17 protein-coding genes are annotated in these 25,542 nt (G+C 73.4%); 12 read left to right on the top strand and 5 right to left on the bottom strand.

All coding sequences use genetic code 11. The features are described from left to right. Nucleotides 1–143: 143 nt before the first annotated feature. The 3 genes from ACWCRA_RS09060 to ACWCRA_RS09050 all read right to left on the bottom strand — a co-directional run bounded on the left by ACWCRA_RS09060 (nucleotide 144) and on the right by ACWCRA_RS09050 (nucleotide 3,872). Nucleotides 144–1,133, bottom strand: a complete 990-nt coding sequence (locus ACWCRA_RS09060; protein WP_451067145.1) for an arsenic resistance protein — start codon at nucleotides 1,131–1,133, stop codon at nucleotides 144–146. Nucleotides 1,134–1,485: 352 nt separating this feature from the next. Then, nucleotides 1,486–2,661: a TetR/AcrR family transcriptional regulator gene (locus ACWCRA_RS09055; RefSeq protein ID WP_451067144.1), complete on the bottom strand. Its 1,176-nt coding sequence runs from the start codon at nucleotides 2,659–2,661 to the stop codon at nucleotides 1,486–1,488. Nucleotides 2,662–2,852: 191 nt separating this feature from the next. Next, the gene (locus tag ACWCRA_RS09050) at nucleotides 2,853–3,872 is read right to left on the bottom strand and encodes an acyl-CoA thioesterase (RefSeq protein ID WP_451067143.1); all 1,020 of its coding nucleotides are present in this window, start codon (nucleotides 3,870–3,872) and stop codon (nucleotides 2,853–2,855) included. Nucleotides 3,873–4,565: 693 nt separating this feature from the next. Between ACWCRA_RS09050 and ACWCRA_RS09045 the strand changes: the two genes are divergently transcribed. Further along, nucleotides 4,566–5,000: a VOC family protein gene (locus ACWCRA_RS09045; protein WP_351543045.1), complete on the top strand. Its 435-nt coding sequence runs from the start codon at nucleotides 4,566–4,568 to the stop codon at nucleotides 4,998–5,000. Nucleotides 5,001–5,149: 149 nt separating this feature from the next. Next, nucleotides 5,150–6,232 (top strand): pyrimidine utilization protein A, encoded by a 1,083-nt coding sequence (rutA, locus tag ACWCRA_RS09040; RefSeq protein WP_351543042.1) that lies wholly within the window; start codon nucleotides 5,150–5,152, stop codon nucleotides 6,230–6,232. Here the strand turns inward: rutA and ACWCRA_RS09035 are convergent. Together ACWCRA_RS09035 and ACWCRA_RS09030 are read right to left on the bottom strand one after the other, a co-directional pair. Next, nucleotides 6,187–6,636 (bottom strand): hypothetical protein, encoded by a 450-nt coding sequence (locus ACWCRA_RS09035; RefSeq protein WP_451067142.1) that lies wholly within the window; start codon nucleotides 6,634–6,636, stop codon nucleotides 6,187–6,189. The two genes, rutA and ACWCRA_RS09035, sit on opposite strands and share 46 nt — an antisense overlap. 475 nt (nucleotides 6,637–7,111) lie before the next feature. Beyond that, nucleotides 7,112–7,930 carry a C1 family peptidase gene (locus ACWCRA_RS09030; RefSeq protein ID WP_451067141.1) on the bottom strand — a complete coding sequence of 273 codons (819 nt, stop codon included), beginning with the start codon at nucleotides 7,928–7,930 and terminating at the stop codon, nucleotides 7,112–7,114. 1,501 nt (nucleotides 7,931–9,431) lie between these two features. Between ACWCRA_RS09030 and ACWCRA_RS09025 the strand changes: the two genes are divergently transcribed. The 10 genes from ACWCRA_RS09025 to ACWCRA_RS08980 all read left to right on the top strand — a co-directional run bounded on the left by ACWCRA_RS09025 (nucleotide 9,432) and on the right by ACWCRA_RS08980 (nucleotide 25,542). After that, on the top strand, nucleotides 9,432–10,910 hold the full coding sequence (locus tag ACWCRA_RS09025) for a sugar transferase (RefSeq protein ID WP_351543030.1): 1,479 nt from the start codon (nucleotides 9,432–9,434) through the stop codon (nucleotides 10,908–10,910). Nucleotides 10,911–10,983: 73 nt separating this feature from the next. Further along, the gene (locus tag ACWCRA_RS09020) at nucleotides 10,984–12,363 is read left to right on the top strand and encodes a nucleotide sugar dehydrogenase (protein ID WP_451067140.1); all 1,380 of its coding nucleotides are present in this window, start codon (nucleotides 10,984–10,986) and stop codon (nucleotides 12,361–12,363) included. Next, nucleotides 12,353–13,633 (top strand): glycosyltransferase family 4 protein, encoded by a 1,281-nt coding sequence (locus ACWCRA_RS09015; RefSeq protein ID WP_351543024.1) that lies wholly within the window; start codon nucleotides 12,353–12,355, stop codon nucleotides 13,631–13,633. Before ACWCRA_RS09020 ends, ACWCRA_RS09015 begins: the two co-directional genes overlap by 11 nt. Next, nucleotides 13,630–15,027 carry a Wzz/FepE/Etk N-terminal domain-containing protein gene (locus ACWCRA_RS09010; RefSeq protein ID WP_451067139.1) on the top strand — a complete coding sequence of 466 codons (1,398 nt, stop codon included), beginning with the start codon at nucleotides 13,630–13,632 and terminating at the stop codon, nucleotides 15,025–15,027. Before ACWCRA_RS09015 ends, ACWCRA_RS09010 begins: the two co-directional genes overlap by 4 nt. After that, on the top strand, nucleotides 15,024–16,604 hold the full coding sequence (locus ACWCRA_RS09005) for a Wzz/FepE/Etk N-terminal domain-containing protein (protein ID WP_451067138.1): 1,581 nt from the start codon (nucleotides 15,024–15,026) through the stop codon (nucleotides 16,602–16,604). The genes ACWCRA_RS09010 and ACWCRA_RS09005 overlap by 4 nt, the downstream gene beginning before the upstream one ends. 3 nt (nucleotides 16,605–16,607) lie before the next feature. Continuing rightward, on the top strand, nucleotides 16,608–18,536 hold the full coding sequence (gene asnB, locus ACWCRA_RS09000; protein WP_351543016.1) for an asparagine synthase (glutamine-hydrolyzing): 1,929 nt from the start codon (nucleotides 16,608–16,610) through the stop codon (nucleotides 18,534–18,536). A 25-nt stretch (nucleotides 18,537–18,561) separates the two neighbouring features. After that, a complete protein-coding gene (locus ACWCRA_RS08995) occupies nucleotides 18,562–20,751 on the top strand; it encodes a bi-domain-containing oxidoreductase (protein ID WP_451067137.1) in 2,190 nt (729 codons plus the stop codon). Then, complete coding sequence (locus ACWCRA_RS08990; RefSeq protein ID WP_451067136.1) at nucleotides 20,748–22,706, top strand: alginate lyase family protein; 1,959 nt, start codon at nucleotides 20,748–20,750, stop codon at nucleotides 22,704–22,706. Before ACWCRA_RS08995 ends, ACWCRA_RS08990 begins: the two co-directional genes overlap by 4 nt. Nucleotides 22,707–22,715: 9 nt before the next feature. After that, a complete protein-coding gene (locus ACWCRA_RS08985; protein WP_351543008.1) occupies nucleotides 22,716–24,233 on the top strand; it encodes a right-handed parallel beta-helix repeat-containing protein in 1,518 nt (505 codons plus the stop codon). 1 nt (nucleotide 24,234) lies between these two features. Then, nucleotides 24,235–25,542: an O-antigen ligase domain-containing protein gene (locus tag ACWCRA_RS08980; protein ID WP_451067151.1), complete on the top strand. Its 1,308-nt coding sequence runs from the start codon at nucleotides 24,235–24,237 to the stop codon at nucleotides 25,540–25,542.

Here is a 25,542-nt window from a genome sequence, read left to right as displayed (position 1 = left end):
AATCCCTCGCCGACCTCGACGCCAAGCAGGTCACCTGCCGGATCGTCTTCCTGGAATCGTCCGACGACGCCCTGGTCAGGCGCTTCGAGTCGGTGGCGGCGTGCCGTGGACGCGGAAGCCGGACAGCTCACCCTCGCGGGCGGTCAGAGGGTGCCGGTGCGGGCGGCCGGGACGAGGCGCGGGACGAGCCGGACGCAGACGACCATGCCGATCACCTCGACGAGGGTCTGGGTGACCACCACGACCGAGGCGACGGCCAGGGGGTCGGGGAGGGCGAGCGCGAGAGGGAGGACGACCAGGGAGTTGCGGGTCGCGCCGGTGAAGACGATCGCCCGTCCGGCGGGGGCGTCGAGCCGGAACAGCCGGGCGACCGCCCTCCCGGCGAAGGCCATGACGACGAGGAACAGCGCGTAGAACGGGATGACGGCGGCGACGTCGCCCAGGCTGCCGCCCAGCTTGGGGATCTGGGAGGCGACCACGGTGAACAGGGTGGCGGCCATCAGCGGGACCATCGTGGTGGTCGCGGCGCCGGAGGCCGCCCGTCCGGCCGGCCTCCGGGCCGCCCACGCCTGGACGGCCCAGGCCAGCGCCAGCGGAATGACGATCAGTACGGCGAACGCCTCGACGAACGGCCCGACCTCGACGATGTCGGCCAGCTCCGACCCCAGGAACAGATACAGGAACCCCGGCAGCAGCAGCATCTGCGCGACCAGCAGCAGCGGGGTCGCGGCCAGCAGACGGCGGCTCGACCCGCCCGCCAGCCCGGAGAAGACGATCACATAGTCCACACACGGGCACAGCAGCACCAGCAGGACGCCGATCCGCACCGCCTGGTCGGCGGGGAGGAACACGAACATCGCCGCGACCACCAGCGGCACCACCACGAAGTTCACCACCAGGGCGGCGGCCAGGAACCGCCCGTCCCGCAGCGAACGCAGCAACTCGGCGGCCGGGACCTGGAGAAAGGTGACGAACAGCAGCGCGCCCAGGACCGGGTTGATGGCGTGCTCCAGCCCCGGCCCCGCCGAAGGCGCCGCCCAGCCCACCAGCGCGCCCGCCGCCATCGCGCCGAGATACACCGAGACCTGGTGCTGCTCCATCCGCTCGACCAGCCCCGACGACTCCTGCGACACCGCGTGCTCCCCGCTCCGAACCGGCCACTTCTGCGGCGACCGGTGTGTCCCCCCATCCTCACAGGCCACGGCGGGTGGCCCGGCTCCCGCCCGGCGCGTGTGCCCGACACCCTGCCGGAGCCGGCCGGGGACGACCGGAGCCCGCCGGAGCCGGCCCGAGGCCGAGCAGCCACGCCCGCGGTCAGCCCGACGCCCGACGCCCGGCGGCGGGGGGCACGGGCAGACCGCTCGACCAGGGAGAGGTTCCGGCGGTGAACCAGGTGCGGCGTGCTCATGGTCCGGGCCGGAGAAGGACTGTGTCACCCGATCCGGTGGTCGTCCCCCGCTGTTCCGCGCGGCGGGCCCGTGCGGGTCAGCACCCCGTGCGGGTCAGCACCGCCATGCCGAGGTCCCTCAGATGCTGGGAGAGGTCGGGCCAGGGGTCGGTGCGGCCGACCCGGACGGTGAAGTAGATCATTCCGTGCACCGCATGGACGATGATCTTCAGTTCGGCCGGCTCGCGGCCGGGCAGGACCGAGCCGAGGGCCTGGACCCAGACATCGAGGTAGTCCGCCTGGAGCCGGCGGAGCGCCGTGCGCTCCCTGTCGGGCAACTGGTCCCGCTCATTGGACAGGATGCCCATGAGGTGCGTCTGTTCGAGGGAGACCGCGATGTGGGCGCGCAGGAGCAGCTCCAGCGCCTCCCCGGGGTCGGCGGCCCGGTCGAGCGCCGTCTCCACGGATGTCCTGATGCGCTCGCCGCCCCGGTTCACGGCGGCGATCAGCAGATCGCTCTTGCGGGGGAAGTGGCGGTACACACCGGAGGCGACGATGCCGCCCGCCTCGCCGATGTCCGCCATGGTGACGGACTGGAAACCGCGCTCGTCGAACAGCCGGATCGCCTCGGTCAGCAACTGCTCGCGCCGGGGTATCCGCAGCCCGGGGGAGCCGGTTGACCCTCCGGTCTCCCTCGGGTGCGGGCCGGCGGGCACCGCTTCGGTGCGCAGGGGGGCGTGCGCGGCGGCGGAGGCGACGCGCAGCATCAACTGTTCGTGGCGGCGCCTCGGCAGCGCGATGCGATGGCGGACCCTGCTGCCCAGGGTGCCGAGCACGGCCCGGGCCAGCAGATGGGCCTCGGGTTCGCCCAGTTCCGGCCGTTCCGCGCGGAGCAGGGGGACGAGGCGCGCGACGACCTCGATCTCGTGCTCCAGGATCGCCGCGCGCTGCGTGTCCTCCAGATTCCGGGCCTCGCGTTCCCAGACGGCGAGGACTCCGCGCTCCCCGGTGACCAGGGCCGCCAGCGCGGTGAGGGCCGCCTCCAGGTCGCCGGCCTCGCCGATCAGGGCGTCGACGGTGTCGAGGCTGCCCAGGACCGTGTGCAGCAGCAGGTCCTGCTTGTTGCGGTAGTGGTGGTAGAGAGCGGAGGCGGTGATGCCGAGGCTGTCGGCCACATCGGTCACGGACACGTTGTGGTAGCCGCGCTGAAGGAAGAGTTCGGCGGCCGCGGCGCGGATCAGGGCCTTGCGGTTGGGCGGTCTGCGCGCTGCCACGTCCGTCGTCCTTCTGCTGTTCCCGGTGGTCCGTCGATTCCCGTGCGGCCCGGGGCCGCTCACCGCGTTCGCTCAGGGTATCCGACGGCCTTCGCGCCCCCGGTCGTTCGGGCCCGCGCGCATCGCGGGCCGCCCGATGTCCCGGGGCAGCACTGTCGGCCCCCGGCGGGGGCACCTTCAGCGGGAGGTGTTCAGCGCTCCTCGCGGCCGGTGGCGCCGACGGCTCCGGCAGGTCCGGCGTCGCGCGCGGTCGGTGCGGTCGGTGCGGGCGGTGCGGGCAGTGCGGGCCGCGCGGTCGTGGCCGCCGCCGGGCGCTTGGCCCGGATGACGGTCTCCTGGACGACGGTGGCGATCAGACGCCCTTCCGGGTCCCACACATCGGCCATGGCCAGCCCGCGGCCGTCCGCGTGGGTGGGGCTGCGCTGGGCGAAGAGCAGCCACCTGTCGGCCCGGAACGGCCGGTGGTACCAGATCGCGTGGTCGAGCGAGGTGAGGAAGACCGAGGACGACCCCGCGCGCAGCATGCCCGGCGGCTCGATCGCCAGCGCGACCGTCGGCGCGAGCCACAGATCGGAGGCGTACGCGAGGGCGCAGGCGTGCGGATGCGGGTCGTCGGGCAGCGGGTGGGCGGCGCGCACCCACAGCCGCTGCTCCGTCTGGCCCGGCTCGGTCCGCTCCTCGGGGACACGGAGACAGCGCAGGTCGAGGACCCGGTGGAAGGTGGAGTTCGCGTGGTGCTCCGGATCGGTCCCGGCCCAGAGCCCGCTGAGATCCGGTACCTCGTCCGGGCCGGGGACGGACGGCATCGGACGCTGCCGGTCGGGCCCCGGCTCGGCGCTCTTGAAGGACGCGGAGAGGGCGAAGATCGTCTCCCCCTCCTGGCGCGCTGTGACCCGCCGGGAGAGATAGGAGCCGCCGTCGCGCAGCCGCTCGACGGTGTAGACGATCCGCCGCCGGGTGTCGCCGGCGCGCAGGAAGTAACCGTGGAGCGAGTGCGCGGTCCGGCCCCCGGGCACGGTCCGCGCGGCGGCGGTCAGCGACTGGGCGGCGACCTGGCCGCCGAAGGCGCGCGGAGGTATGCCGTCGTGGCACACGCCCTGGAAGAGATCGTCGCCGAGCCGCTCCAGGCTCAGGCAGTCCATGAGGTCCATCGCGTGCGGGAACGGCACCCCCGTCGCCTCGCGGGGGAGGGAACTCCTGTGTCCGGCCATGTCCTGGCGGTCCTTTCCCTGGCTGGTCGCGCGCTGAGCCGGGTGTCCGGCCATCCGGTCCACCGTGCGCCGACGCGGTACGGGAGGGCCCCGGGCGGTCGGTGCCGCGCCGGGCTGCCCGACGGTCCGCGACGGCGCCCAGCGCCCTCTTTGGTCAATACTGCATCTCGTCACATGTGAGAGGCAAGGCTTTTGCAGCAGGAGTATCAGCCCGCAAACTAAAAACTCATTCACGCAGATTACCCTGAAGGGAAGTGGTGGGCCGTCGAGTGCTCGTGGCCGGTGCCGGGATGATTCCGTTCGCCGGGCCGGCCAGGAGCGACACGCGCCACGTCACGGGCGAGCGCGCGCCACACGCCGCCCTCGGCGCCGCCGGGACCGGCCGCGGCCCCGTCCAGCGGGCCCGCGCCGGCTGCGCCCACGGCGACTCCGCCAGCGGCCGGGGCCCGGGGGTCCGGCCTCCGCGCCGCCCCCTCGCCGGGCCACGCCGTCAACTCCCGCACCACCCCTGGGCGGTGGCCGAGCCGGCCGGGGGCGCGGGCGGCGGCGATGTCCCGAAACCGATCGGGATCAGCCGTCAGCGCATCGTGCCGCAGGGCGGTGCGGCATGACCGTCCACACGCGTTCCCGCGATGAAGCCCGTCCCGGGCCGGAGGCGATGAACGGCCGAGGCCCCCCTGGTAGGGTGCGCCGATGTCATCGATCAAGCAGTTCCAAGTCACCTTCGACTGCGCGGAACCCGAGCGTCTCGCTCGCTTCTGGTGCGAGGTGCTGGGGTACGTCGTATCGCCGGTGCCGGAGGGGTTCGACACATGGGACGACTACCACCGCTCGCTGCCGCCCGACCACGAGGTGAAGTGGTTCTCCTGCGTCGATCCCTCCGGTGCGGGCGCGCGGTTGCTCTTCCAGCGCGTTCCCGAGGGGAAGGTGGTCAAGAACCGGGTGCATCTCTGTGTGCGGGCCGGCACCGGGCTCGTGGGTGAGGAGCGCCTCGCCGCGCTCCGGGCCGAGTGCGCGCGGCTGGAGGCGCTCGGCGCGGTACATCACCGGACGCTGCTCGCCGATGGCACCTTCGAGTCGTGCATCGTGATGCAGGACATCGAGGGCAACGAGTTCTGCCTCGACTGAGCCGTCCTCCCCGCCGGCGCCGCGAGTCCGCCGGTGAGGATGAGCCCTCGTCGTTGTGCATCCCGCCGTGGCTGGGCAGGATTGACCGCACGGCGGGCGATGATGCCGGGCGCCACGCGGGTTGTCCGCCCCGACGGCTGAGGAGCGTCATGGACATTGGGGTGTTTCTCCCCATCGGCAACAACGGGTGGCTCATTTCGAAGAGTTCCCCGCAGTACATGCCGACCTTCGAACTGAACAAGGCCATCGTGCGGCGGGCCGAGGAGCACGGGCTGGACTTCGCGCTGTCGATGATCAAGCTGAGGGGGTTCGGCGGCGAGACGGAGTTCTGGGATCACTGCCTCGATTCGTTCACCCTCACGGCGGGCCTGGCCGCCGTGACCGAGCGGATCAGGCTGTACGCCTCCGTACCCATCCTCGCCCTGCCCCCGGCGATCGCCGCCCGGATGGCGGTGACCATCGACTCGATCGCACCCGGCCGGTCCGGGGTCAACATCGTCAGCGGCTGGGCGCCCGCCGAGTACGCCCAGATGGGTCTCTGGCCCGGGGACGAACACTTCGCCAACCGCTACGCCCGGGCCGCTGAGTACGTCACAGTGCTGCGCCAGTTGTGGAGCGAGGGCACCAGTGACTTCGCGGGCGAGTTCTACCGCATGGACGACTGCGTGCTGTCGCCGCGCCCGGCGAACGGCCACATCGACATCCTCGCCGCCGGGCAGAGCGGTACGGGAATGAGGTTCGCCGCCGAGTACGCCGATGGGAACTTCATCCTGGGCAGCGGGGTCAACACCCCGCTCGCCCTGTCCGAAGCGACCGCCGCGCTGGCCGGCCACGCGCGCGCGACCGGCCGCGACGTCGGGGCGTTCGCGCTGTTCATGGTCATCGCGGACGAGACCGACGGAGCCGCGCGGGCGAAGTGGAAGGACTATCACGACAACGCCGACCTCGCCGCCCTGGGGTATCTGACCGCGCAGACCGCGCAGGACAGGAACGCCGACGATTCCTCGACCGCGAGGACCGTGGCGCTGCCCGAGGGCGCCGTGAACCTCAACATGGGAACGCTCGTCGGGTCCTACGAGACGGTGGCGCGGATGCTCGACCAGCTCAGTGAGGTCGAAGGTGTCAGGGGGATCATTCTGGTCTTCGATGAATTCCTCGAAGGCGTGGAGAACTTCGGCACCCGCGTTCAGCCGCTCATGAGGTCCCGCGCCTCCGTACCGGGGGCATCCTGAGGAGCGGGGGGCGCGCGGCGGCGGGGACGGCCGCCACCGCTCGGGGAGTGGGTCGCGTCCGGGTGGCGCTCGACCGTCAACGCGCGGCCCGCGCCGAGCACCTGGTGGTAGACGTCCTCCGTCTCGGCGGTGTCGACGCTGACGTCATGGCCCGCGAGGACCAGCAGCACCGGTACGCCGCGCAGGGCACGGGGGTCCCGTGTGGCGTCCGCGGTGTGGTTCCGGGAGAGGAAGCCCCAGCGGCCGGCGGTCATGCCGTCGGCGTCGCCGCCCGCCTCCCCGACGTACTCCTCGACGGTCGCGCGGCGTGCCGGCAGCCGGCGGATACTGTCGCTCCTGGCCACCTCCGCCGTGACGCGGGCCGCTGACGCGCCGTCGGTCCGCGGTTCGGCGACCGCTACCACCTCCTCAGCCGCGTCGCCCGGCCCCGCCTCGCCCGCCTCACCGGCCCCGCCGGACTCTCCCCGTCCGAACGGCTCACCATCGCCGTCGAGCCGGCCGCCGAACTCACCCGAGCGATGGAGCCCGACCCGCTGCCGCCGCCCCGGCTCCTGCCCCGGCCCTGGCCCCCGGCACCCAGGCCCGGGAACTCGTCGCCCGGTGCTGGGCCGCCCTGTACGCACACGACGGGGACGAGCCACGCCCGGCCCTCTTCCGCCTCTGCGCCGGCATCACCCGGGAGGCGGCGGACCGGGCCGCGGGCTGAGAACGGTCCGGACGGCGCGGGTCACTCCCGGTGGGCGCGGGCCGCCCCGGCAGCGGAACGCGCTCGCGCGCGGCTCGCGCCCGACCGGCCTGCCGACCCTGCCGGGCCGACCGGTGCCGGTGCCGGTGCCGGTGCCGGGCTCCGGAGGAGAGAGCGGGGGCTGATGGCACCGGTCAGGGGAAGACCGGCCATGGATTCCGGAACGGCGCGGTGTACGGGGCGGGGTTGAGGACGGCTTCCTCGGCCTCGGTGGCGATGCCGCACTGGTTGTCCCTGTCCCGGGACATGAGGGCGAAGCCCTCCTCTCCCCAGCGGGCGCCGTAGTCGTTCTTGACGATCCAGTACTCCACCCCCGCCGGGGTGGTGCCGTAGCCGACCACGGCGATGGAGTGATCGGGCCGGGCCGACGAGCACAGCGGCTCGTCGTACACACCGGCGGAGTAGAGGGCGAAGCTCACCTGCGAGGTGTCGATCCTCGCGCGAACCGGACCCCGGGCCACGGCCGCCCGCAGCGCGTCCTCGTCCCCGGAGGCCACCGGTACCCACCGCTGGAACGCCTCCACCGGGAACTCCGAGGTCCCGGGCGGGCGGGGCTCGCCGCACAGGCGCGGGAAGACGTCCTCGCCGGACGCGTCGGTGATCACCGGGGTGAACGAGGTCAGCCGCCGGCGGCTCTGGACCACCCAGGCCCCCTCCAGCACAGCGGCGGTGGCGTACGCCCGGCCGGCGATCTCGTCGCACTGCCCCTTGTCCTGAACCGGTGTCACCGCGTGGCCGCTCCGCCAGTCGACCGCGGCGGGCAAGGGCTCCGGTGAGGTGCCGCTGTCGCCGGCCTGCCGGGTGGCGCTGATGGTGGAGACGGCGGGGACGGGAAGGGCGGGGGTGACGGCCGGCCCGCCGGACAGGGCGAGCAGCGCCGTACCCGCGAGCACGGCGGCGCGCGCACGGCCGCCGACCGTCATCGGGGGACCACTGGGGTGACGCCGGGCCATGGCTCCTCCAAGCTGTACGGCGACCAGGCGCACATCCGCGCCGGCGGGCACGGAACGCGGCGGAGCGTCAGCCCTCGACGGTCCGTCGCGGCAGCGCGCGGTCGTTCCCACGGGATGTTCGCAGGCCGGTGTTCTCCTCCACACCGAACACCGGTGTCTTTCACCGGAATGAGCCATCCATCGGCGCGCTCACGGGCCTCGGCCGGTCCGTTGTGCCTCCGGCGGAGGGGGTCGGTCACGCCTCGCCGACCCGGACACCGGGACACCAGCCGGTGGCGGTACGGGGGAGCGCCCGGGAACCGCGAGCGGGCGGCCGCGCGGCGGACGGCTCCGGCCGGACCCCGGCCGCCCGACCCGTCGCCGGGCCCGCTCCGCCTTCCCCACCCGGGCCGCGGCCCTCGGCGGGGACACCCCCACCGCCCGTATCGCACACGGCCCTCGCGGCGACGCCGGGACCGGAGGCCGGGACCGAACGTCGCACACCGCCTCGACAGCCGTGCGGGAAAGGCCGTTCCCACCGCGCACCTCCGGGACGGACGGCTTGGCTTGAAGATGCGCGTTTCCCGGATGCCGATCAGGTCTCTGAACATATGAATATGCCAGTGGCTTGGATCTGTCGCGATGCCCGCGTCTGGCTTGATTCCCCGCACGCGCGGGAGCGGTCGTCGGGCGGAAATGCCATTCGATCTTTCGGGAGTGCGATAACGAGCACGTGACGGCATCCGTCGAAGTCCCTTCGGCGAGATATCCGTAAACGTGTTCGGCTGTCGAAAGTGCGCGTGGAGGGTGTCAACAGGGCGCCGGTGGCGCGATCGGTGCGTGCCGCCCGTAGGCCGAGATCACGCGGTCCGGTGGTCCGCGTGAGCCGGCGGGGCGCCTGTTCCCGGCCGTGCGGCCGTCGCTGTTCGCGGGGGTCGGCGGGGCCATGCGCCCCGCCGGGTCGCTCCTCTTCGGAGCATCAAGATCCAGATTCCTCCGGTGCCCGCTATCGGCTATCGGCCCCAGGTCACCAGGCACTTCTTCGCCAAGGAACCTTCCGTTGTCGCCGATCGGTGAAACCGGTCCCCAAGCTTGAGCACAAATTAATCACATACTCTCTTCATACCGGCCCCGATGGTCTAGATTGACCGTGCTTCAGCTGTTCGGGCGCGAGGCGAACATCAAATGATCTATAGGTCCGGCGCTGCGGACATTCAGCAGTCGCATCCCCGGCACCAGATGTGGTGGTGATCAATTCTTGGGGCCCGCGAGGGGGCCTCGGGTGCGGGGGCATCCGGGGAATCGGCGGGTTCCCGCGCGTCCGGAGAGCCGGCAGGACAGGCGGCTCCGCTGTCGCCGGGGTGGGCTGATCATCCATGACTCGAACAGCCCGGATGCCGTGCGCGGGAGGCGGGGGCCTCCCGGGGGAGTAACAGCGTGGTGCGGGGGGCGGGGGCCTCCCGTGGGGGAGGGGAACTGTGGTGGGCGAACACGTTGAACCGCTGGGAACCTGGGGGGTTCTGTGCAGCAGGGGGAGTTAGTCAACCCGTTTCCGTCGGCGCGTGGGCGCCTGGCGAACGGGGCAATCAGCCGGCCTGTGATCGACTGGGAAGAGCGGTACCGCCGTACCGTCATCACCAGCGACACCGTGGCCACCGCCGTCGTCGTCGCGGCGATCGGCAACTTCTTCGGGGCCCGGGACGCGGCCAACTGGCATGAGAAGTGGGGCATTCTCGCCTTCGGCACCGAGCTTCTGGTGCTGGGAGCGCTCGCGGTGAGCCGGTCGTGGGCGCCGGCCGTGCTCGGCCAGGGCGCCGAGGAGTTCCGGCGGCTCGGACGTTCCCTGTTCACGGCGGCCGTCGTCCTGGCGCTCGGCGGTATCGCCCTCACCTCGCAGAACATCAAGCTCTGGATCTTCGTCGCGATCCCCGCGATCGCGCTTCTCACCATGACCGCGCGGTATCTGCTCCGCCTCCGGCTGCACCGGCACCGGAAGGAGGGACGGTGCCTGCGACCGGTGCTCGCCGCCGGGAGCCCGGCGACCGTGCGCGATCTCATCAGCCGGGCCCGCAGGTTCCCGCACCTCGGCTGGCGGGTGGACGGGGTGTGCACCACGGACGGCCTCGGGCCCGACGGCGACCAACTGGACGGAGTGCCGGTGGTCGGCCGGCTGGCGGACGTCGCCAACCACGTCCGCCGCGACGGCTACCGTGTCGTCGCGGTCACGCCCGATCCGCACTGGTCACCGGAGCGTTTGCAGCGCCTCGCCTGGAACCTCGAAGGCAGCGACGCCGAGATGGTGGTGGCCCCCGTGCTGATGGAGGTGGCCGGCCCGAGGCTGCACGTCGACGCGGTGCTCGGGATTCCCCTGCTGCGGGTCAGCATGCCGACCTTCACCGGAGGCAGCCGCGCGGTCAAGGAGGTCGTCGACCGGATGGGCGCGGCGGTCCTGCTGATGCTGTTCGCGCCGCTGATGCTGGTGGTCGGGCTGCTCGTCCTGGCGGACAGCCGGGGCGGGGCCTTCTACCGCCAGCGCAGGGTCGGCAAGGGCGGCCGCGAGTTCATCATCCTCAAGTTCCGCACCATGGTCGCCGGGGCCGACGGGGTACGGGCCGAGCTGGCCGACCGCAACGAGGGCGCCGGCCCGCTGTTCAAGCTCCGCCGGGACCCCCGGGTGACCCGGGTGGGAGCGGTGCTGCGCCGGTACTCGATCGACGAGCTGCCGCAGCTCTTCAACGTACTCACCGGATCGATGTCGCTCGTCGGCCCGCGCCCGCCGCTGCCGGAGGAGTCCGCCGCGTACGCCCCGGACATCCGCCGGCGGCTGCTGGTCAAGCCGGGGCTCACCGGGCTGTGGCAGATCAGCGGGCGCAGCGACCTGCCGTGGGAGGAGGCCGTCCGGCTGGACCTGCGGTACGTGGAGGACTGGTCGCTCGCCCTGGACACGGTGATTCTGTGGAAGACGCTGCGCGCGGTGCTCTATGGGCAGGGGGCCTACTGATGCGTGCGACACGTCGTCGGGCCGGCGCAGGGACCGCAGGCCGGAAGGGCCTGCCTGGGGTGAGGGACGGGTCATGAGGGTCAGCGTTTTCGGGCTCGGCTATGTGGGCTGTGTGTCGGCCGCGTGCCTGGCCGGCATGGGGCACGAGGTCATCGGGGTGGATGTGAACCAGGTGAAGGTCGACCTGGTCAACGACGGCAGGGCACCGGTGGTCGAGGAACGGATCGGCGAACTCATCGCGGAGGCCGTGCGGACCGGGGCGTTGCGCGCCACCGGCGACGTCCGCGAGGCGATCATGGGCAGCGAGGTGTCGCTGATCTGTGTGGGCACACCCTCCGAGCCCAACGGCAGTCTGTGCACCACGTATCTGGAGCGGGTCACCGAGCAGATCGGCGCCGTGCTGGCCGAGCGGGACGGGCCGGACGCGCGGGACGGGAAAGGCGGGCCGGACGGGAAAGGCGGGCCGGACGGGCGGGACGGGCGGCACACCGTGGTGTTCCGGAGCACCATGCTCCCGGGCACCTGTCTGGACCTTCTGGTGCCGATCCTGGAGAAGTCCGTCGGCGGCACCGCCGGAGTGGACCTCGGGGTCGCGGTCAACCCGGAGTTCCTGCGCGAGGGCACGAGCGTCCGGGACTTCTTCGACCCGCCCAAGACCGTCATCGGCGAACTCGACCCGGCGAGCGGCGACGTGGTGGCGGCGCTCTACGACGGCCTGCCCGGCGAGGTGTTCCGGGTGCCGGTCCCGACGGCCGAGGCGATCAAGTACGCGGACAACGCGTTCCACGGTCTCAAGATCGGCTTCGCCAACGAGCTGGGCGCGGTGTGCCAGGCGCTCGGGGTGGACTCGCACCAGGTGATGGATGTCTTCCTGGCCGACCGCAAACTGAACATCAGCCCCGCCTATCTGCGGCCCGGCTTCGCCTTCGGCGGCTCCTGCCTCCCCAAGGATCTGCGCAGCCTGGTCCACGCCGCGCAGCGGGCCGATGTCTCGGTGCCCATCCTCGCCCATGTGCTGCCCTCCAACTCCGCGCATCTGCAACGCGCGGTGGAGATGGTCGAGCGCACCGGGAAACGCCGGGCGGGCCTGTTCGGGCTGTCCTTCAAACCCGGCACCGACGACCTCCGGGAGAGCCCGCTCGTCGAGCTGGCCGAGAGGCTCTTCGGCAAGGGGTACGACCTGCGGATCTACGACGCCAATGTGAGCCTCTCCCGGCTGCTCGGCGCCAACCGCGAGTACATCGAGACCCGGCTGCCGCACCTCGCGCAGCTCCTCGCGAACTCCGTCGCCGAAGTGCTGGAGCACGCCGAGGTCTGCCTGGTCGGGACCAGCGACCCGGACGTGCTGTCGGCGCTGCCCCACGGCGAGGGACCGGTGCTCATCGACCTCATCCGCCTTCCGGACGCCGAGGCGCGCCGGACCGAACCGGGGTACATGGGCCTTGCCTGGTGACACGGCGTTCGACGCGGGAGCCGGCGCCGGCCGGCCGGAGCGGCGCGCGCTGATCCTCGTGGAGAACCTGTCGGTGCCGTTCGACCGGCGGGTGTGGCAGGAGTGCAGGACGCTGCGGGACGCGGGCTGGGAGGTGCATGTCATCTGCCCCCGGGGGAGCAAGCGGGACACCGAGCCGGAGGCGCTGATCGACGGGGTGCGCATCCACCGCTACCCGCTGCGCGCGGCCACCGGAGGACCCGCCGGCTATCTGCGGGAGTACGGCTCGGCGCTGTGGCACACGGCCCGGCTGGCCCGCAGGGTCGGCCCGGTCGATGTGGTCCACGCCTGCAACCCGCCCGACCTGCTCTTCCTGCCCGCGCTCTGGCTGAAGCGGCGCGGCGCGCGGTTCGTCTTCGACCAGCACGACCTGGTGCCCGAGCTGTATCTCTCCCGGTTCGACCGGGGCGAGGACCTGCTCCACCGCGCCGTGTGCGCGCTGGAACGGCTGACCTACCGGGCCGCGGATGTGGTGCTCGCCACCAACGAGAGCTACCGGGACGTCGCGATCCGCCGTGGCGGCCGGCGCCCGGAGGATGTGTTCGTGGTGCGCAGCGCGCCCGAGACCGACCGGTTCCAGCCGGTACCGCCCGAGCCGGAACTGAAGCGCGGCAAGCCCCATCTGCTCTGCTACCTCGGTGTCATGGGCCCCCAGGACGGCGTCGACTACGCCCTGCGGGCGCTCGCGACGCTCCGGGACGAACTGGGGCGCACCGACTGGCACGCCGTGTTCGTGGGCGCGGGCGACGCCTTCGACGCGATGGTGGAGCTGTCCGAGCGGCTCGGCCTCTCCGGGCAGGTGCGGTTCACCGGCCGCGTCCCGGACGCCGACCTGGTGCGCTATCTCTCCACCGCGGACGTGTGCCTCTCTCCCGATCCGCGCAATCCGCTCAACGACGTGTCGACGATGAACAAGGTCCTGGAGTACATGGCGATGGGCCGGCCGATCGTCTCCTTCGACCTGCGGGAGGCGCGGGTCTCCGCCGGTGACGCCGCCGTCTACGCGCCCGCCAACGACGAGGCCGCCTTCGCCGGGCTCATCGCCCTGCTGCTGGACGACCCCGGGAAGCGGGCCCGGATGGGCGCGATCGGCCAGGAGCGGATCAGCGGAAGTCTCTCCTGGCGGAACTCGCAGGCATCGCTGCTCGCCGCCTACGCCGCCGCCTGCCGCGACCGCGCCCCGGTGCCGGGGGACGGCCGGGTCCGGACCGGGAAGAGGCCGCGTCGTTGAGTGATGACACGATACGCCTGGTCACGATCGGGCGGATTCTCCGTCGGCGCCGGAGGCTGCTCACCGTACTCGCCGTGGTGGGCGCGCTCGTCGGCTACGGCACCTCGGCGCTCTTCCCGCCGCGTTACACGGCGTCGGCGTCGGTGCTGCTGCCGGGGCAGTGGGAGGAGCGCGAGCTGCTGACCCAGGCGCACATCGCGACCAGTTCGGCGGTGGTCGACCGCGCGGCCGGCGCGCTCGGCTGGACGGGCGTCAGCTCCGGCGAGCTGAGGGAGCGGGTCGCCGCCGAGGCCGCCGACGGGAACATCATCAAGATCTCCGGCACGGCCGAGACCCCGGAGCGGGCGCAGCAGCTCTCCGACCGGGTGGCCCGGGAACTCGTCGCCTTCGCCGCGCGGATCGCGGGCGAGGGAGACGACCCCGAGGCGGCCACGGGGCCCGAGGCGCTGCGGCAGAAGGTGGCGCAGACCAACCGCCGTATCACCGACCTCGCCAACGCGGCCGATCCGGGGCGGACCGTGGAGAGCGTGCAGGCCCGCACCGCGCTCGCCAAGCTCCGCACCGCCCTGGAGGAGGCGATGAGGAAGCTGGACCAGGCCGACCCGGCGGCCGGCGGGGCCGGCATGGTCGTCATGGGACCCGCCGTCCGGCCGACCGCCGAGGCGCCCCCGACGAGGGCGCAGTTCATCGCCGGCGGAGCGCTGCTGTTCTTCCTGGCCGCGGTCATCGGCCATCTCGCCGCCCAGCGGATGAGCCGCCGGCTGCGGACCGAACCGGAGATCGCCGCGGCGCTGGGCTCGGCGCTGCTGGGCACCGTCGACGTGCCGGACGACGGGCCCGCGCGCCGGCCGGGGGACCGCGGCGCGCCGGCCCGGCTGCGCCGGCTGCTGGGTGCCGACACCCGCTGGGACACACCGGCACCGAGGGCCTCCGCCGACGAGGCCGGCCGGCAGATCCGCTACCGGCGGGTGTGCGCTCGCCTCCGGGACCGGCTGCCGGCCCCCCGGCGGCTGCTGGTCGTCGTACCCGACGGCGACGAGATCGGCCGCCGGGCCGCCGGGAAGCTCGTCGACGCGGCCGGGAGCGATCCCTCGCCCGCCTCACCGGGCGGCGGACACCCCGCGCTGCGGCTGGTGGAGGTCTCGGTGTCCCGGCCGATGGTGCCGGACCGCGACACCGAGTCCGGTGCCGTCGTCGTGCTCAGCGCGGGCAACTGGACCGCGGGGGAGCTGACCGGCATCGCCGAGGCGTGCGCGGACGGCGGGCACGAGGTCGTCGGCGTCGTCCTCGCCGGCGCGGTCCGGCCCCTCCCGGCGCGGTCCTCGGGCCGCCCCGGGGCCGGAGCAACTCCGGAACCCGCGGTTCCCGGTCACGCGGCGGGAGAGCCGGGGTGACGACGAGCACGACGTCGGAGCCGTCGCCGGCCGCTCCGCTGCTGGACCTCCAGTCGCTGGTGGTGGCGGTGCGCCGACGCCGCCGGCTCTGGTACTCCCTGGCCCTGCTGGGGCTGCTGGCCGGCGCGGCGCTGGCGGTGCTGCTGCGCCCGCCGCCCACCGCGGTGACCAAGGTGCTGGTCGTGCACCAGGAGGACCAGCCGAACGACACCGGAACGCTGATCCGCACCGACGCGGCGCTGCTGGGCACCACCAGGATCGCCGGTCAGGCGCTCAAGGCCCTCAAGTCGGCCGAGGACCCGCAGGACTTCACGGCGGAGTACCGGGGCACCGGTCTGACCAACAACCTGCTCCGGATCGAGGTGACGGGTGACAGCGACGCCCAGGCGGTGGCCCGGGCGAAGGCCCTGGCCGACGCGTTCGTCGCGGACCATGTGAGGCGGATGTGGGAAGCCGCGAAGGCCGAGTCGAAGGCCCTGCTCGACCAGCGCGACCGCATGAGGGACGAGCTGGCCCGGGTCAACCAGGCGATCGGGGACCGATCGCCCTCCGGTGACGACCCGAAGGCGTCGGCGAGCGTCGAGTCGCTCTTCGCCCGCCGGGCCGAACTCAACTCGCGGATCGCCGACTTCGACCAGCGCGCCGCCGAGGCCCGCACCGGCACCCCCCGGGTCATCGCCGGTACGCAGATCGTGGACGCCCCGCGCCTGGTGCGGCACTCCCTGCCCCGGACCGCCGTCACCAACGCCGCGATCGGGCTCGTCCTCGGGCTCGTCCTCGGGCTCGCGCTGGCCGCCGTCGGCACGGTGGTGGCGGACCGCCCCGTGCTGCGCCGGGAGATCGCGGCGAACCTGGGCGCGTCGGTCGTCGCGGAGCGGCGCCGTGTGCCCCGCCGCCCGGTCCTGCCCTGGCGGCGCCGGCGGACCCGGGTGGCCCACGAACGGCTCACCGCGACCCTGGCCCGCACCGTGCGCGGCTCGGCCGAACCGGTGTCGCTGCTGGAACTGGGGTGCGCGCGCACCACGAGCGCGCTGGCGCTGGATGTCGCCGGGGCGCTGGCGGCGGAGGGGCCGGTGGCCGTCATCGACGGTCTGCCCGGCGCGGAACCCGCCCTCGGCCGCCGGACACCGGAGGGCGTGACCGTGGTCGGCGGCGAGCGGGCCCATGCCGTGCCGCGGGGGACGCGCGGGATCGGCGTCGGCTCGGTCGCGCCCGGCACGGCGTGGACCGACCTCCGGTACCTCGGCGCCCGGACCGTGCTCGTCGTGCGGGCCGGGCACGGCAGCGCCGCCTGGCTGCACACCGTGGCGCGCCAGCTCGCCGACCAGCGCATCCCGGTGATCGGTGTGGTGCTGATCGACCCCGACCCCCGGGACCGGACCGACGGCACGCTGTGGGACGCGCCGTACACCGCGCCGCGCGGCCCCGACGAGCCGACGGCCCCCCGGAACGGAACGGGGCAGCCGCGGACGGAGCGGTGGCCCCGGCGGAACGGCACGGGACAGCCGAGGGCGGAGCGGCCGTCGATGCCGGCCGCCCGGGTCCCGGACAGCGGCAGCGACCAGGAGGCGCGGTAGAACATGTGTGGCATCGCAGGTACGTACCGCTGGCCGGACGGGAAGGCCGTCACCGACCGGCTCACCGAGGTCCTCGCCCACCGGGGTCCGGACGGGTCGGGCCGGTACGGCCACACCGTCGGCGACGGCGAAGTGCACCTCGGGCACCGCCGGCTGGCCATCATCGACCTCTCCGGGACCGGCGCCCAGCCGATGGTCTCGGGCGGCCTCGCCCTCACCTACAACGGCGAGCTGTACAACGCGCCCGAGCTCCGCGCGGAGCTGGCGGGGGCCGGGGCGCGCTTTCGCGGGACCTCCGACACCGAGGTGGTGCTGGAGGCCTGGCGGCGCTGGGGCACGGACTGCCTGCCCCGGCTGCGCGGCATGTTCGCGCTCGCGGTCTTCGACGAGCGCACCGGTGACCTGGTGCTCGCCCGCGACCAGCTCGGCGTCAAACCGCTGTTCCTGCTCCGGCGCGGCACGGGCCTGATGTTCGCCTCCGAACTCAAGGCGCTGGCGGCCGTGACCGGCGGCTCGCTGGAGGTGGACCACGCGGCGCTGGTGGCCTCACTCCTCTACTACTGGGTGCCGGACTCGCGCTGCGCGTACCGCGAGGCGGAGAAGCTGCCGCCGGGGAGCTGGCTGCGCTGCCGGCCCGACGGCCGGGTGGAGCGCGGCCGGTTCTGGAACCTCCGGGACATCGCGACCGAGGGCCGGGAGCGGGCCCGCGCGGGCGAGCGGCCGGACCTGGCCGCCGTCGTCGAGGAGTCGACCCGGCGGCATCTGCTCTCCGACGTACCGGTGGCGACCTTCCTCTCCGGCGGTCTCGACTCCAGCTATCTGACCGCGCTGGCGGCCCGCCACCGGCCCGGGATCTCCGCCTACACGATCGGCTTCCGCGCCGAGGACACCCGGTTCGAGGCGATGCCGGACGATCTGCGCCACGCCCGGCGGGTGGCCGAGCGGTTCGGCGTCGATCTGCACGAGATCGAGATCGCGCCGAGGGTGACCGACCTGCTGCCGCGGATGACCTACCACCTGGACGAGCCGATCGGCGACCCCGCCGCGATCAACACCTTCCTCATCTGCTCGGCCGCCAGGGAGGCCGGGGTCAAGGTGATGCTCTCGGGGATGGGCGCCGACGAGCTGTTCGCCGGATACCGCAAGCATCTGGCCAACCTTCTCGCACTGCGCTACCAGCGCGTCCCGCGGCCCCTGCGGCGCGGCCTGTCCGGGGCCGTGGACCGGCTGCCGGTCGCCACCTCCCGCCGGGGGTACCGGTCGGTGCGCTTCGCCAAGCGGTTCCTCTCCTTCGCCGATCTGCCGGAGGAGACCGCCTTCCGGCGCAGCTACACCATGTACGACCGGGAGGAGCTGCTCGGCCTGGTCAGCCCGGACCTGGCCGGGACGGTCGACGACGTACTGGACGAGCACGCGGAGATCTACCGGGACAACGACCTCGACGACTTCGTGAACCGCATGTGCCTGACCGACTCCCGGATGTTCCTGCCGGGCCTCAACCTCGCCTACACGGACCGGTCGAGCATGGCCGCCTCGACCGAGGTGCGGGTGCCGTACGTGGACGTCGAGGTGGTCCGGGCGGCGTTCGCCTTCCCCGGCAACCGCAAGATCGCCGGGCGGGAGAGCAAGGCCGTCCTCAAGGAGGCGGCCGCCTCGGTCCTGCCCCGGGAGATCGTGTACCGGCCCAAGGGCCTGTTCAGCGCTCCGCTGCGCGCCTGGATGAGCCGGGATCTGGCACCGCTGGTGCGCGAGGTGGTCCATGACGGTCTGCTCGTCAACTCCGGTTTCCTGAACCGCGACGCGCTGGCGCGGCTGGTCGCCGAGGACGCCGCCGGACAGCGGGACTACTCCAAACATCTCTGGCATGTGCTGACCCTTGAGTACTGGTATCGCGACGCGACCTCCGGCTCCGGCCGGAGCCGGACGGCGTGACGGTGTGGAGACAAGAGGAGCTCGGGTGAAACAGGTTGTGCAGAACTACAGGAGCGGCGAGCTGGCGCTGCTCGACGTGCCGGTGCCGGGGTGCAAGCCGGGCGGTGTGCTGGTCCGGAGCGCCTACTCGCTGATCTCCACCGGGACCGAGCTGATGAAGGTGTCCGAGGCCGGCATGTCGATGCTGGGCAAGGCCCGCTCCCGGCCGGACCAGGTGGCCAAGGTGATGCAGAGCGTGGCCACCCAGGGAGTGCCCGCCACCTACCGCAAGGTCATGGGCAAACTGGACTCGTACACACCGCTGGGCTACTCGCTGTGCGGGGTGGTCGAGCAGGTCGGCGCCGGGATCGACGAGGTGAAGGTCGGCGACCTCGTGGCCTGCGCCGGCAATGAGCACGCGCTGCACGCCGAGCTGAACTGGGTGCCGAAGAACCTCTGCGCCCCGGTGCCGGACGGCCTCGCCCCCCGGCACGCCGCCTTCGGCACCGTCGGGTCGATCGCCCTCCAGGGCGTCCGCAGGGGCGAGCCGCAGCTCGGCGATGTGGCGCTGGTGATCGGCCTCGGGCTGATCGGGCAGCTGGTGGTCCAGTTGCTGGCCGCCTCGGGGGTCCGCGTCGTCGGCGTCGACCCCGACCCGGTCCGCTGCGAGCTGGCCGAGCGGCTGGGCGCCGCGGCCTGCGGCGACCCCGCGTCCGCGTCCGTGGAGTCCGCCGTCGCCGAACTCACCGGCGGTCACGGCGTGGACCAGGTGTATCTCGCCGCCGGCGGCGCCGACAACCAGCCGGTCGAGCTGGCCGCCCGGCTGAGCCGGGACCGGGGCCGGGTCGTCGACATCGGCAAGTGCCGTCTGGACCTGCCGTGGAACGCGTACTACGAGAAGGAGCTGGACGTCCGGTTCTCCCGCTCCTACGGCCCCGGGCGCTACGACCCGGAGTACGAGATCGAGGGGCGGGACTACCCGATCGGCTATGTGCGCTGGACCGAGCGCCGCAACCTGGCCTGCTTCCTCGATCTCCTGGCCCGGGGCCGTGTCGACGTGGAGCCGCTGGTCTCCCACATCGCCGACTTCGGCGACGCCGTCGAGACCTACCAGCGGCTGAAGGACGGCGATCTGAAGGCTGTGGCCGTGCTGTTCCGCTACCCCGGCCCCACCGGCGCCACCGACGGGACCGGGACCCCGGAGGTGGCCGTGCCCGAGGTGCGGCGCGGCGGCGGAGCGCCCGCCCCGGTCCGGCCCGCCGGGACGCCCGTGCGGCTGGGGTTCATCGGCGCGGGGAACTACGCGACATCCATGCTGCTGCCGCACCTGGCCCGGCGCGACGGCGTCGAACTGGCGACGGTCGTCACCACCACGGCGCTGTCCGGCGTCAACGCGCGCCGGAAGTTCGGCTTCGCCGAGGCGACCACCGATCTCGACGCCGTGCTAGGCGACCCGTCCATCGACGCGCTCTTCGTGGTCACCCGGCACAGCTCGCACGCCGAACTGACCCGCAGGGCGCTGCTGGCGGGCAAGGCGGTGTTCGTGGAGAAGCCGCTGGCGCTCACCGAGGACGAGCTGGCCGGTGTGCTCGCGGCGGTGGAGGAGTCCGGCAACGACCGGCTCCAGGTGGGCTTCAACCGCCGGTTCGCGCCGCTGCTGCGGGAGGCCCGCGAGCGGTTCGGCCCCCGGACCGGTCCGGCGAGCGTCCGCTACCTCGTCAACGCGGGCCGGCTGGAGCACGGCAGCTGGTACCTCCGGCAGGACACCGAGGGCTCGCGGTTCGCCGGCGAGGGCGGCCACTTCATCGACACGGTGAGCTGGCTGCTCGGCGCCGACCCGCTCACGCTGTACGCGGTCGCCACGCCCGGCGGCGAGGACCTCCAGGTCGTGCTGGGCTACCCGGGCGGCTCCACCGCCACCATCAGCTATGTCACCACCGGCTCGACGGGCTTCCCCAAGGAGACCCTGGACCTGATCGCGGACGGCGGGGTGCTGCGGCTGGACGACTTCGTCCGCGCCTCGGTGCACGGCCGCAAGCGGTGGACCGGCCCGAGGCTGTCCCAGACCCGTGACAAGGGCCAGCGCGCCGAACTGGACGCGTTCCTGCGGGCCGTGCGGACCGGCGGGCCGATGCCGGTGCCGCTGGAGTCGCTGGTCGCCACCACGGCGGCCACCCTCGCCGTCCGGACCGGCCTCGCGAGCGGCGCGCCGGTGACCCTGACGAGGGCGCGATGACCCCAAGCGCGCCCCTGGGCTGGTATCTGCGGCGGCTGTCCCGGATGGGACCCCGTGAGGTCGGCGGCCGGGTGGGCGACGCGGTGCGCCGGAGGCGGTGGCGGTCGGCGCCGCCGCACAGCCCGAGCGTGACCGGCGCCCGGTTCACCGCCGTACTGCCCCCGGGGACGGTCGACACCGTGCCGGCGGAGGCCGTGAAGCGCCTGGTCGCCGAGGCGGACCGGCTGATGGCCGGGCACGCCCGGTACTTCGGCGTGGACCGCGACGACCTCGCCGACCCGGACTGGTCGTACGACCCGAAGACCGGGCGCCGGGCTCCGGCGGGGTACGCCTTCGACGTGCCGTACCGGAGCGAGGACGCGTCCGGGGACATCAAGCAGATCTGGGAGCTGTCCCGGCACCAGTACCTCACCGTCCTCGCCGCCGCCTACGCGGTGACCGGGAACGAGCGGTACGCCGAGCGGGTGGCCGAGCACCTGCGGTCGTGGTGGACGGCCAACCCGCCGCTGCGCGCCGCGCACTGGATCAGCGGTATCGAGCTGGGCATCCGGCTGCTCTCCTGGGTGTGGCTCCGCCGGCTGCTCGACGGCTGGCCCGGCGCGGCCGGGCTGTTCGAGGAGAACCCGGTGGCCCTCCACCAGATCTGGCACCACCAGCGCTGGCTGGCCGCCTTCCCCAGCCGGGGGTCGTCGGCGAACAACCACGTCATCGCCGAGGCCGCCGGACAGCTCGCCGCGGCCTGCGCGTTCGGGTGGTTCCCCTCGTCGGAGCGCTGGCGCGCCGGGGCGCTGCGCTCCCTGGAGCGGCATCTGCGGAGCAACACCTTCGACTCCGGCCTCAACCGCGAACTGGCCACCGAGTACCACGGGCTCGTGCTGGAGCTGGGCCTGGCCGCGCTGGCCGAGGCGGACACCGCCGGTGTGCCGGTCCCCGCGCCGGTCCGTCTTGTGCTGCTGCGCATGACCGACGCGCTCGCGGCCGTCGTGGACAGCGGGCTGCGCCCGCCGCGCCAGGGGGACGCGGACGACGGGCACGGTCTGGTCGTGGACGGCGCCGGCACCGACCGCTGGGCCTCGCTGCTGGCCACCGGGGACGCCGTGTTCGGCCGGCTCGCCTGGTGGCCGGAGGTCACCGGCACCGATGTGCGCACCCCGCTGCTGGCCGCGCTCATCCGGCCCGGGGGGCCGGCCGCGCCCCGCCCGGCGAGCCGGCCGGCCCACTTCGCCGACGCGGGGCTCACCGTCCTGCGCGGCCCGGACGGCATCTGGTGCCGCTGCGACGGCGGTCCGCACGGCTTCCTCTCCATCGCCGCCCACGCCCACGCGGACGCGCTCTCCGTGGAGGTCCGGCACGACGGCGTCGAGGTGCTCGCCGACCCGGGGACGTACTGCTACCACGGCCAGCCCGAGTGGCGGCGGTACTTCCGGTCGACCCTCGGCCACAACACCCTCCAGCTCGACGGCGCCGACCAGTCCGTCTCCGGCGGCCCGTTCCTGTGGACCCGGCAGGCCCGGAGCCGCGTCCTGGCCGCGGACACCTCCGACGGGAGCGTGGCCCGCTGGTGCGCCGAGCACCACGGATACCGGCGCACCGTGCACCGCCGCCGGGTGGAGCTGACCGGGGCGACCCGGGAGCTGCGCGTGGTCGACGAGGTGCGCGGCCCGCGCCGGGCGGCGCGGCTGGCCTTCCACCTCGGGCCGGCGATCACCGCGGATCTGGTGGGGAGCCGGGCACGGCTCACCTGGACCCGGGACGGCGAGGACCGCTCGGCGGTGCTCGACCTGCCCGGGCGGCTGAGCTGGCGGGCCCACCGGGGCGAGACCGATCCGCCGCTCGGCTGGTACTCCGCCGGCTTCGGGCGCAAGGAACCCACCACCACGCTCGTCGGCACCGGCTCCGCCGGCGGCGGCGCGCAGCCGGCGGAGTTCACCACCGTACTCAGGTTCCGCGGCTAGGGAGGACGCGTGGCGATCAAGTGGCGGAACTGGGCGGTGCCGGTGGCGGCGCCGGCCCTGCTGGCGACCGGCTGTGTGGGCCCGCAGGGCGCCCCGGCCGACTCGGCCGCCGCGCCGGCCGCGGCCCGGCCCGCGGCCCGGGTCTGCGCCACGCCGGCGGCCGGTCCCGCGAGGGCACCGGCGGGCGCGGTGACGGTCGACCCCTCGGTCGTCGGCGACCTGGCCGCGAAGACCCTCGGCAGCTCCCCGGGGACCACGTTCTGGCTCCGGCCGGGCCGGCACCGGCTCGAACCCGGCCGCTACTCCCAGGTCGTCCCCAAGAAGGGGAACCGCTACCTCGGCGCGCCGGGCGCGGTGCTCGACGGCCGGAGGACCAACCAGTACGCGTTCGGCGGCACCGCCCGCGATGTCACCATCCGCCATCTGACCGTGCAGGGCTTCGTCGCGCCCCAGAACGAGGGTGTGGTCAACCACGACTCGGCCGACGGCTGGGTGATCGAGCACGCGACCATCCAGCACAACTCCGGAGCCGGGCTGATGGCCGGTGCCGGTCAGCGGGTCCGCGCCAGCTGTCTGCGCGGCAACGGCCAGTACGGCATGAACGCCTACAAGGCGGGCGGCCGGATCAGCGGTCTGCTGGTCGAGGGCAACGAGATCGCCGGCAACAACACCGACGACTGGGAGCGGCGGCGGCCGGGCTGCGGCTGCACCGGAGGCGTCAAGTTCTGGGCCGTCGACGGCGCCGACGTACGCGGCAACTGGGTGCACGACAACCGGGGGCCCGGGCTGTGGGCGGACACCAACAACAACGACTTCCACATCGAGGGCAATGTGGTCGAGGCCAACGACGGCGCCGCGCTGATCTATGAGACCAGCTACAACGCGGTCATCCGGAACAACACGATCCGGAGGAACAACTGGGTCGAGGGCCGCCGCTACGCCGACCGGGGCGACACCTTCCCCTTCGGGACGATCTACCTCTCCGAGTCCGGCGGCGAACCACGGGTCCGGGCCCGCACGGACCGGATCGAGATCCACCGGAACCTGCTGGAGAACAACTGGTCCGGGATCACCCTGTGGGAGAACGCCGACCGGTTCTGCAACAGCCCGGCCAACACCTCGTCCGGCCACTGCACCCTGCTGGTGCGGGAGACCGGGCGCTGCGCGCGCCCGGCGATCGCGACCGCGCCGCTCCACGCCGACTGCCGGTGGAAGACCCAGCGGGTGGACATCCACCACAACCGCTTCGTGCTGGACACCTCCGTCGTCGGGTGCACCGTGAAGTGCGACCGCATGGCGGTGCTGGCCAACTACGGCACCTACCCCGACTGGTCCCCGTACCGGGGCGACCGGGTCGCCGAGGCGATCACCCTCCGGCAGCACAACCGCTGGCGCGACAACGTCTACCTCGGACCGTGGCAGTTCGTCGTCCACGACCCGAGCCGGGTGCTCGACTTCGTGCAGTGGCGGGGCGCCCCCTACGACCAGGACGCGGGCAGCACCCTCGACCCCCGGGCCGGTGGCTGAGATGGGCGGGGACCCGGGGCGCGGCGGGCCGCCCGGCGTACCGGACACGCGGACGGGGAACCGGCCCGCCGCCGCACCGCGCCCGGCCGCCGTGCCGAGGACCGTCGGAGTGGTCTGGGGGCTGCTGATCCTGAACACGCTCGGCTCCGCCGGCGCGAAGACCGTCATCCCGCTGCCCCGCTCCCTGATCCAGATGGTCACCATGGGCGCGCTGGTCGCCGCCTTCGCACTGGCGCTGGCGCTCAACCTCCGGCTGCGCGTCCGGGCCGGCTCCTTCCTCTTCCTGCTCACCCTCCTGCTGGTGCCGAGCGTGATCGCCAGCGGATCGCTGGAGTCCGGCCTCGGCGCGCTGTTCCGCTGTGCCCGGCTGGCGCTCTTCACCGGCGCGCTGTGGCTGCTCAGCCGCTGGTGGGACGGTGGCCTGACCTTCGTCCGGCACCACATCCGGATGTACTTCGCGGTGCTCGGGTCGGTGGTCGCCGGCGCGGCCGTCTCCCCGGCCGCCGCCATGCCCGAGCTCTACGGCGGGCGGCTGGTCGGCGCGCTCTGGCCGCTCACCCCACCGCAGATCGGACAGTACGCCGCGGTGATCATCGGCCTCACCGCGCTGCTCGTCCTGGGCCGCAGGACCGACCGGGCCGGCGCGGCGCTGATCATCGTGCCCTCACTCGTCCTGCTCGCCCTGACCCACACCCGGACCGCCACGCTCGGACTGCTCATCGGGCTGGCCCTGGCGATCGGCTCGCTCGTCCTGACCAGCGCCCCGGCCCGCCGGTTCTTCGCCTGGGCGGTGCTCTGCGCCGCGGTGGCCTCCCTGGTGTTCAGCTCCGCGCTCCAGGCCTGGTTCCTGCGCGGACAGAGCCAGGAGAACTTCTCCAACCTCACCGGCCGGGCCAAGGTCTGGGACGCCCTGCTGGCGGCCCCCCGGACGACCTCGGAGCACCTGTTCGGCGCGGGCCTGGGGGACAAGTCGTTCGGCGGGCTCCCGATCGACAACAGCTGGCTGGCCGTCTACCACGAGCAGGGGCTGACCGGCACCGCCGTCGTGGCGGCGATCATCGTCGTGCTGAGCGCCGTCGCGCTGCTGCGGCCGCCGTCGCTCCAGCGGGCCTGCGCGATCTTCCTGATCAGCTACTGCGTGATCGCGTCGTACACCGAGGCCGGACTGGGCGACGCCTCGCCGTATCTGCTGCATCTGGCCGTCGCCGCGTCGCTGCTGGCGGCACCCGCCGGGGCCGCGCCGCTCCCGGCACCCGCACCCCCTCGACCACATCTCCCGCGCCGGGCCCGGGGATCGGAGACGACCTGA

The sequence above is a fragment of the Streptomyces sp. NPDC001889 genome (genome assembly GCF_053594535.1).
The sequence above is the reverse complement of the archived record's forward strand: the minus strand, read 5'-3'. Positions and strand labels throughout refer to the sequence as shown.

What these genes read in the sequence shown, in the direction of transcription:
- ACWCRA_RS09050 (WP_451067143.1), bottom strand. Translation starts at nt 3,872, where the DNA reads ATGGCCGGACACAGGAGTTCCCTCCCCCGCGAGGCGACGGGGGTGCCG.
- ACWCRA_RS09045 (WP_351543045.1), top strand. Translation starts at nt 4,566, where the DNA reads ATGTCATCGATCAAGCAGTTCCAAGTCACCTTCGACTGCGCGGAACCC.
- rutA (WP_351543042.1), top strand. Translation starts at nt 5,150, where the DNA reads ATGGACATTGGGGTGTTTCTCCCCATCGGCAACAACGGGTGGCTCATT.
- ACWCRA_RS09030 (WP_451067141.1), bottom strand. Translation starts at nt 7,930, where the DNA reads ATGGCCCGGCGTCACCCCAGTGGTCCCCCGATGACGGTCGGCGGCCGT.
- ACWCRA_RS09020 (WP_451067140.1), top strand. Translation starts at nt 10,984, where the DNA reads ATGAGGGTCAGCGTTTTCGGGCTCGGCTATGTGGGCTGTGTGTCGGCC.
- asnB (WP_351543016.1), top strand. Translation starts at nt 16,608, where the DNA reads ATGTGTGGCATCGCAGGTACGTACCGCTGGCCGGACGGGAAGGCCGTC.
- ACWCRA_RS08990 (WP_451067136.1), top strand. Translation starts at nt 20,748, where the DNA reads ATGACCCCAAGCGCGCCCCTGGGCTGGTATCTGCGGCGGCTGTCCCGG.
- ACWCRA_RS08980 (WP_451067151.1), top strand. Translation starts at nt 24,235, where the DNA reads ATGGGCGGGGACCCGGGGCGCGGCGGGCCGCCCGGCGTACCGGACACG.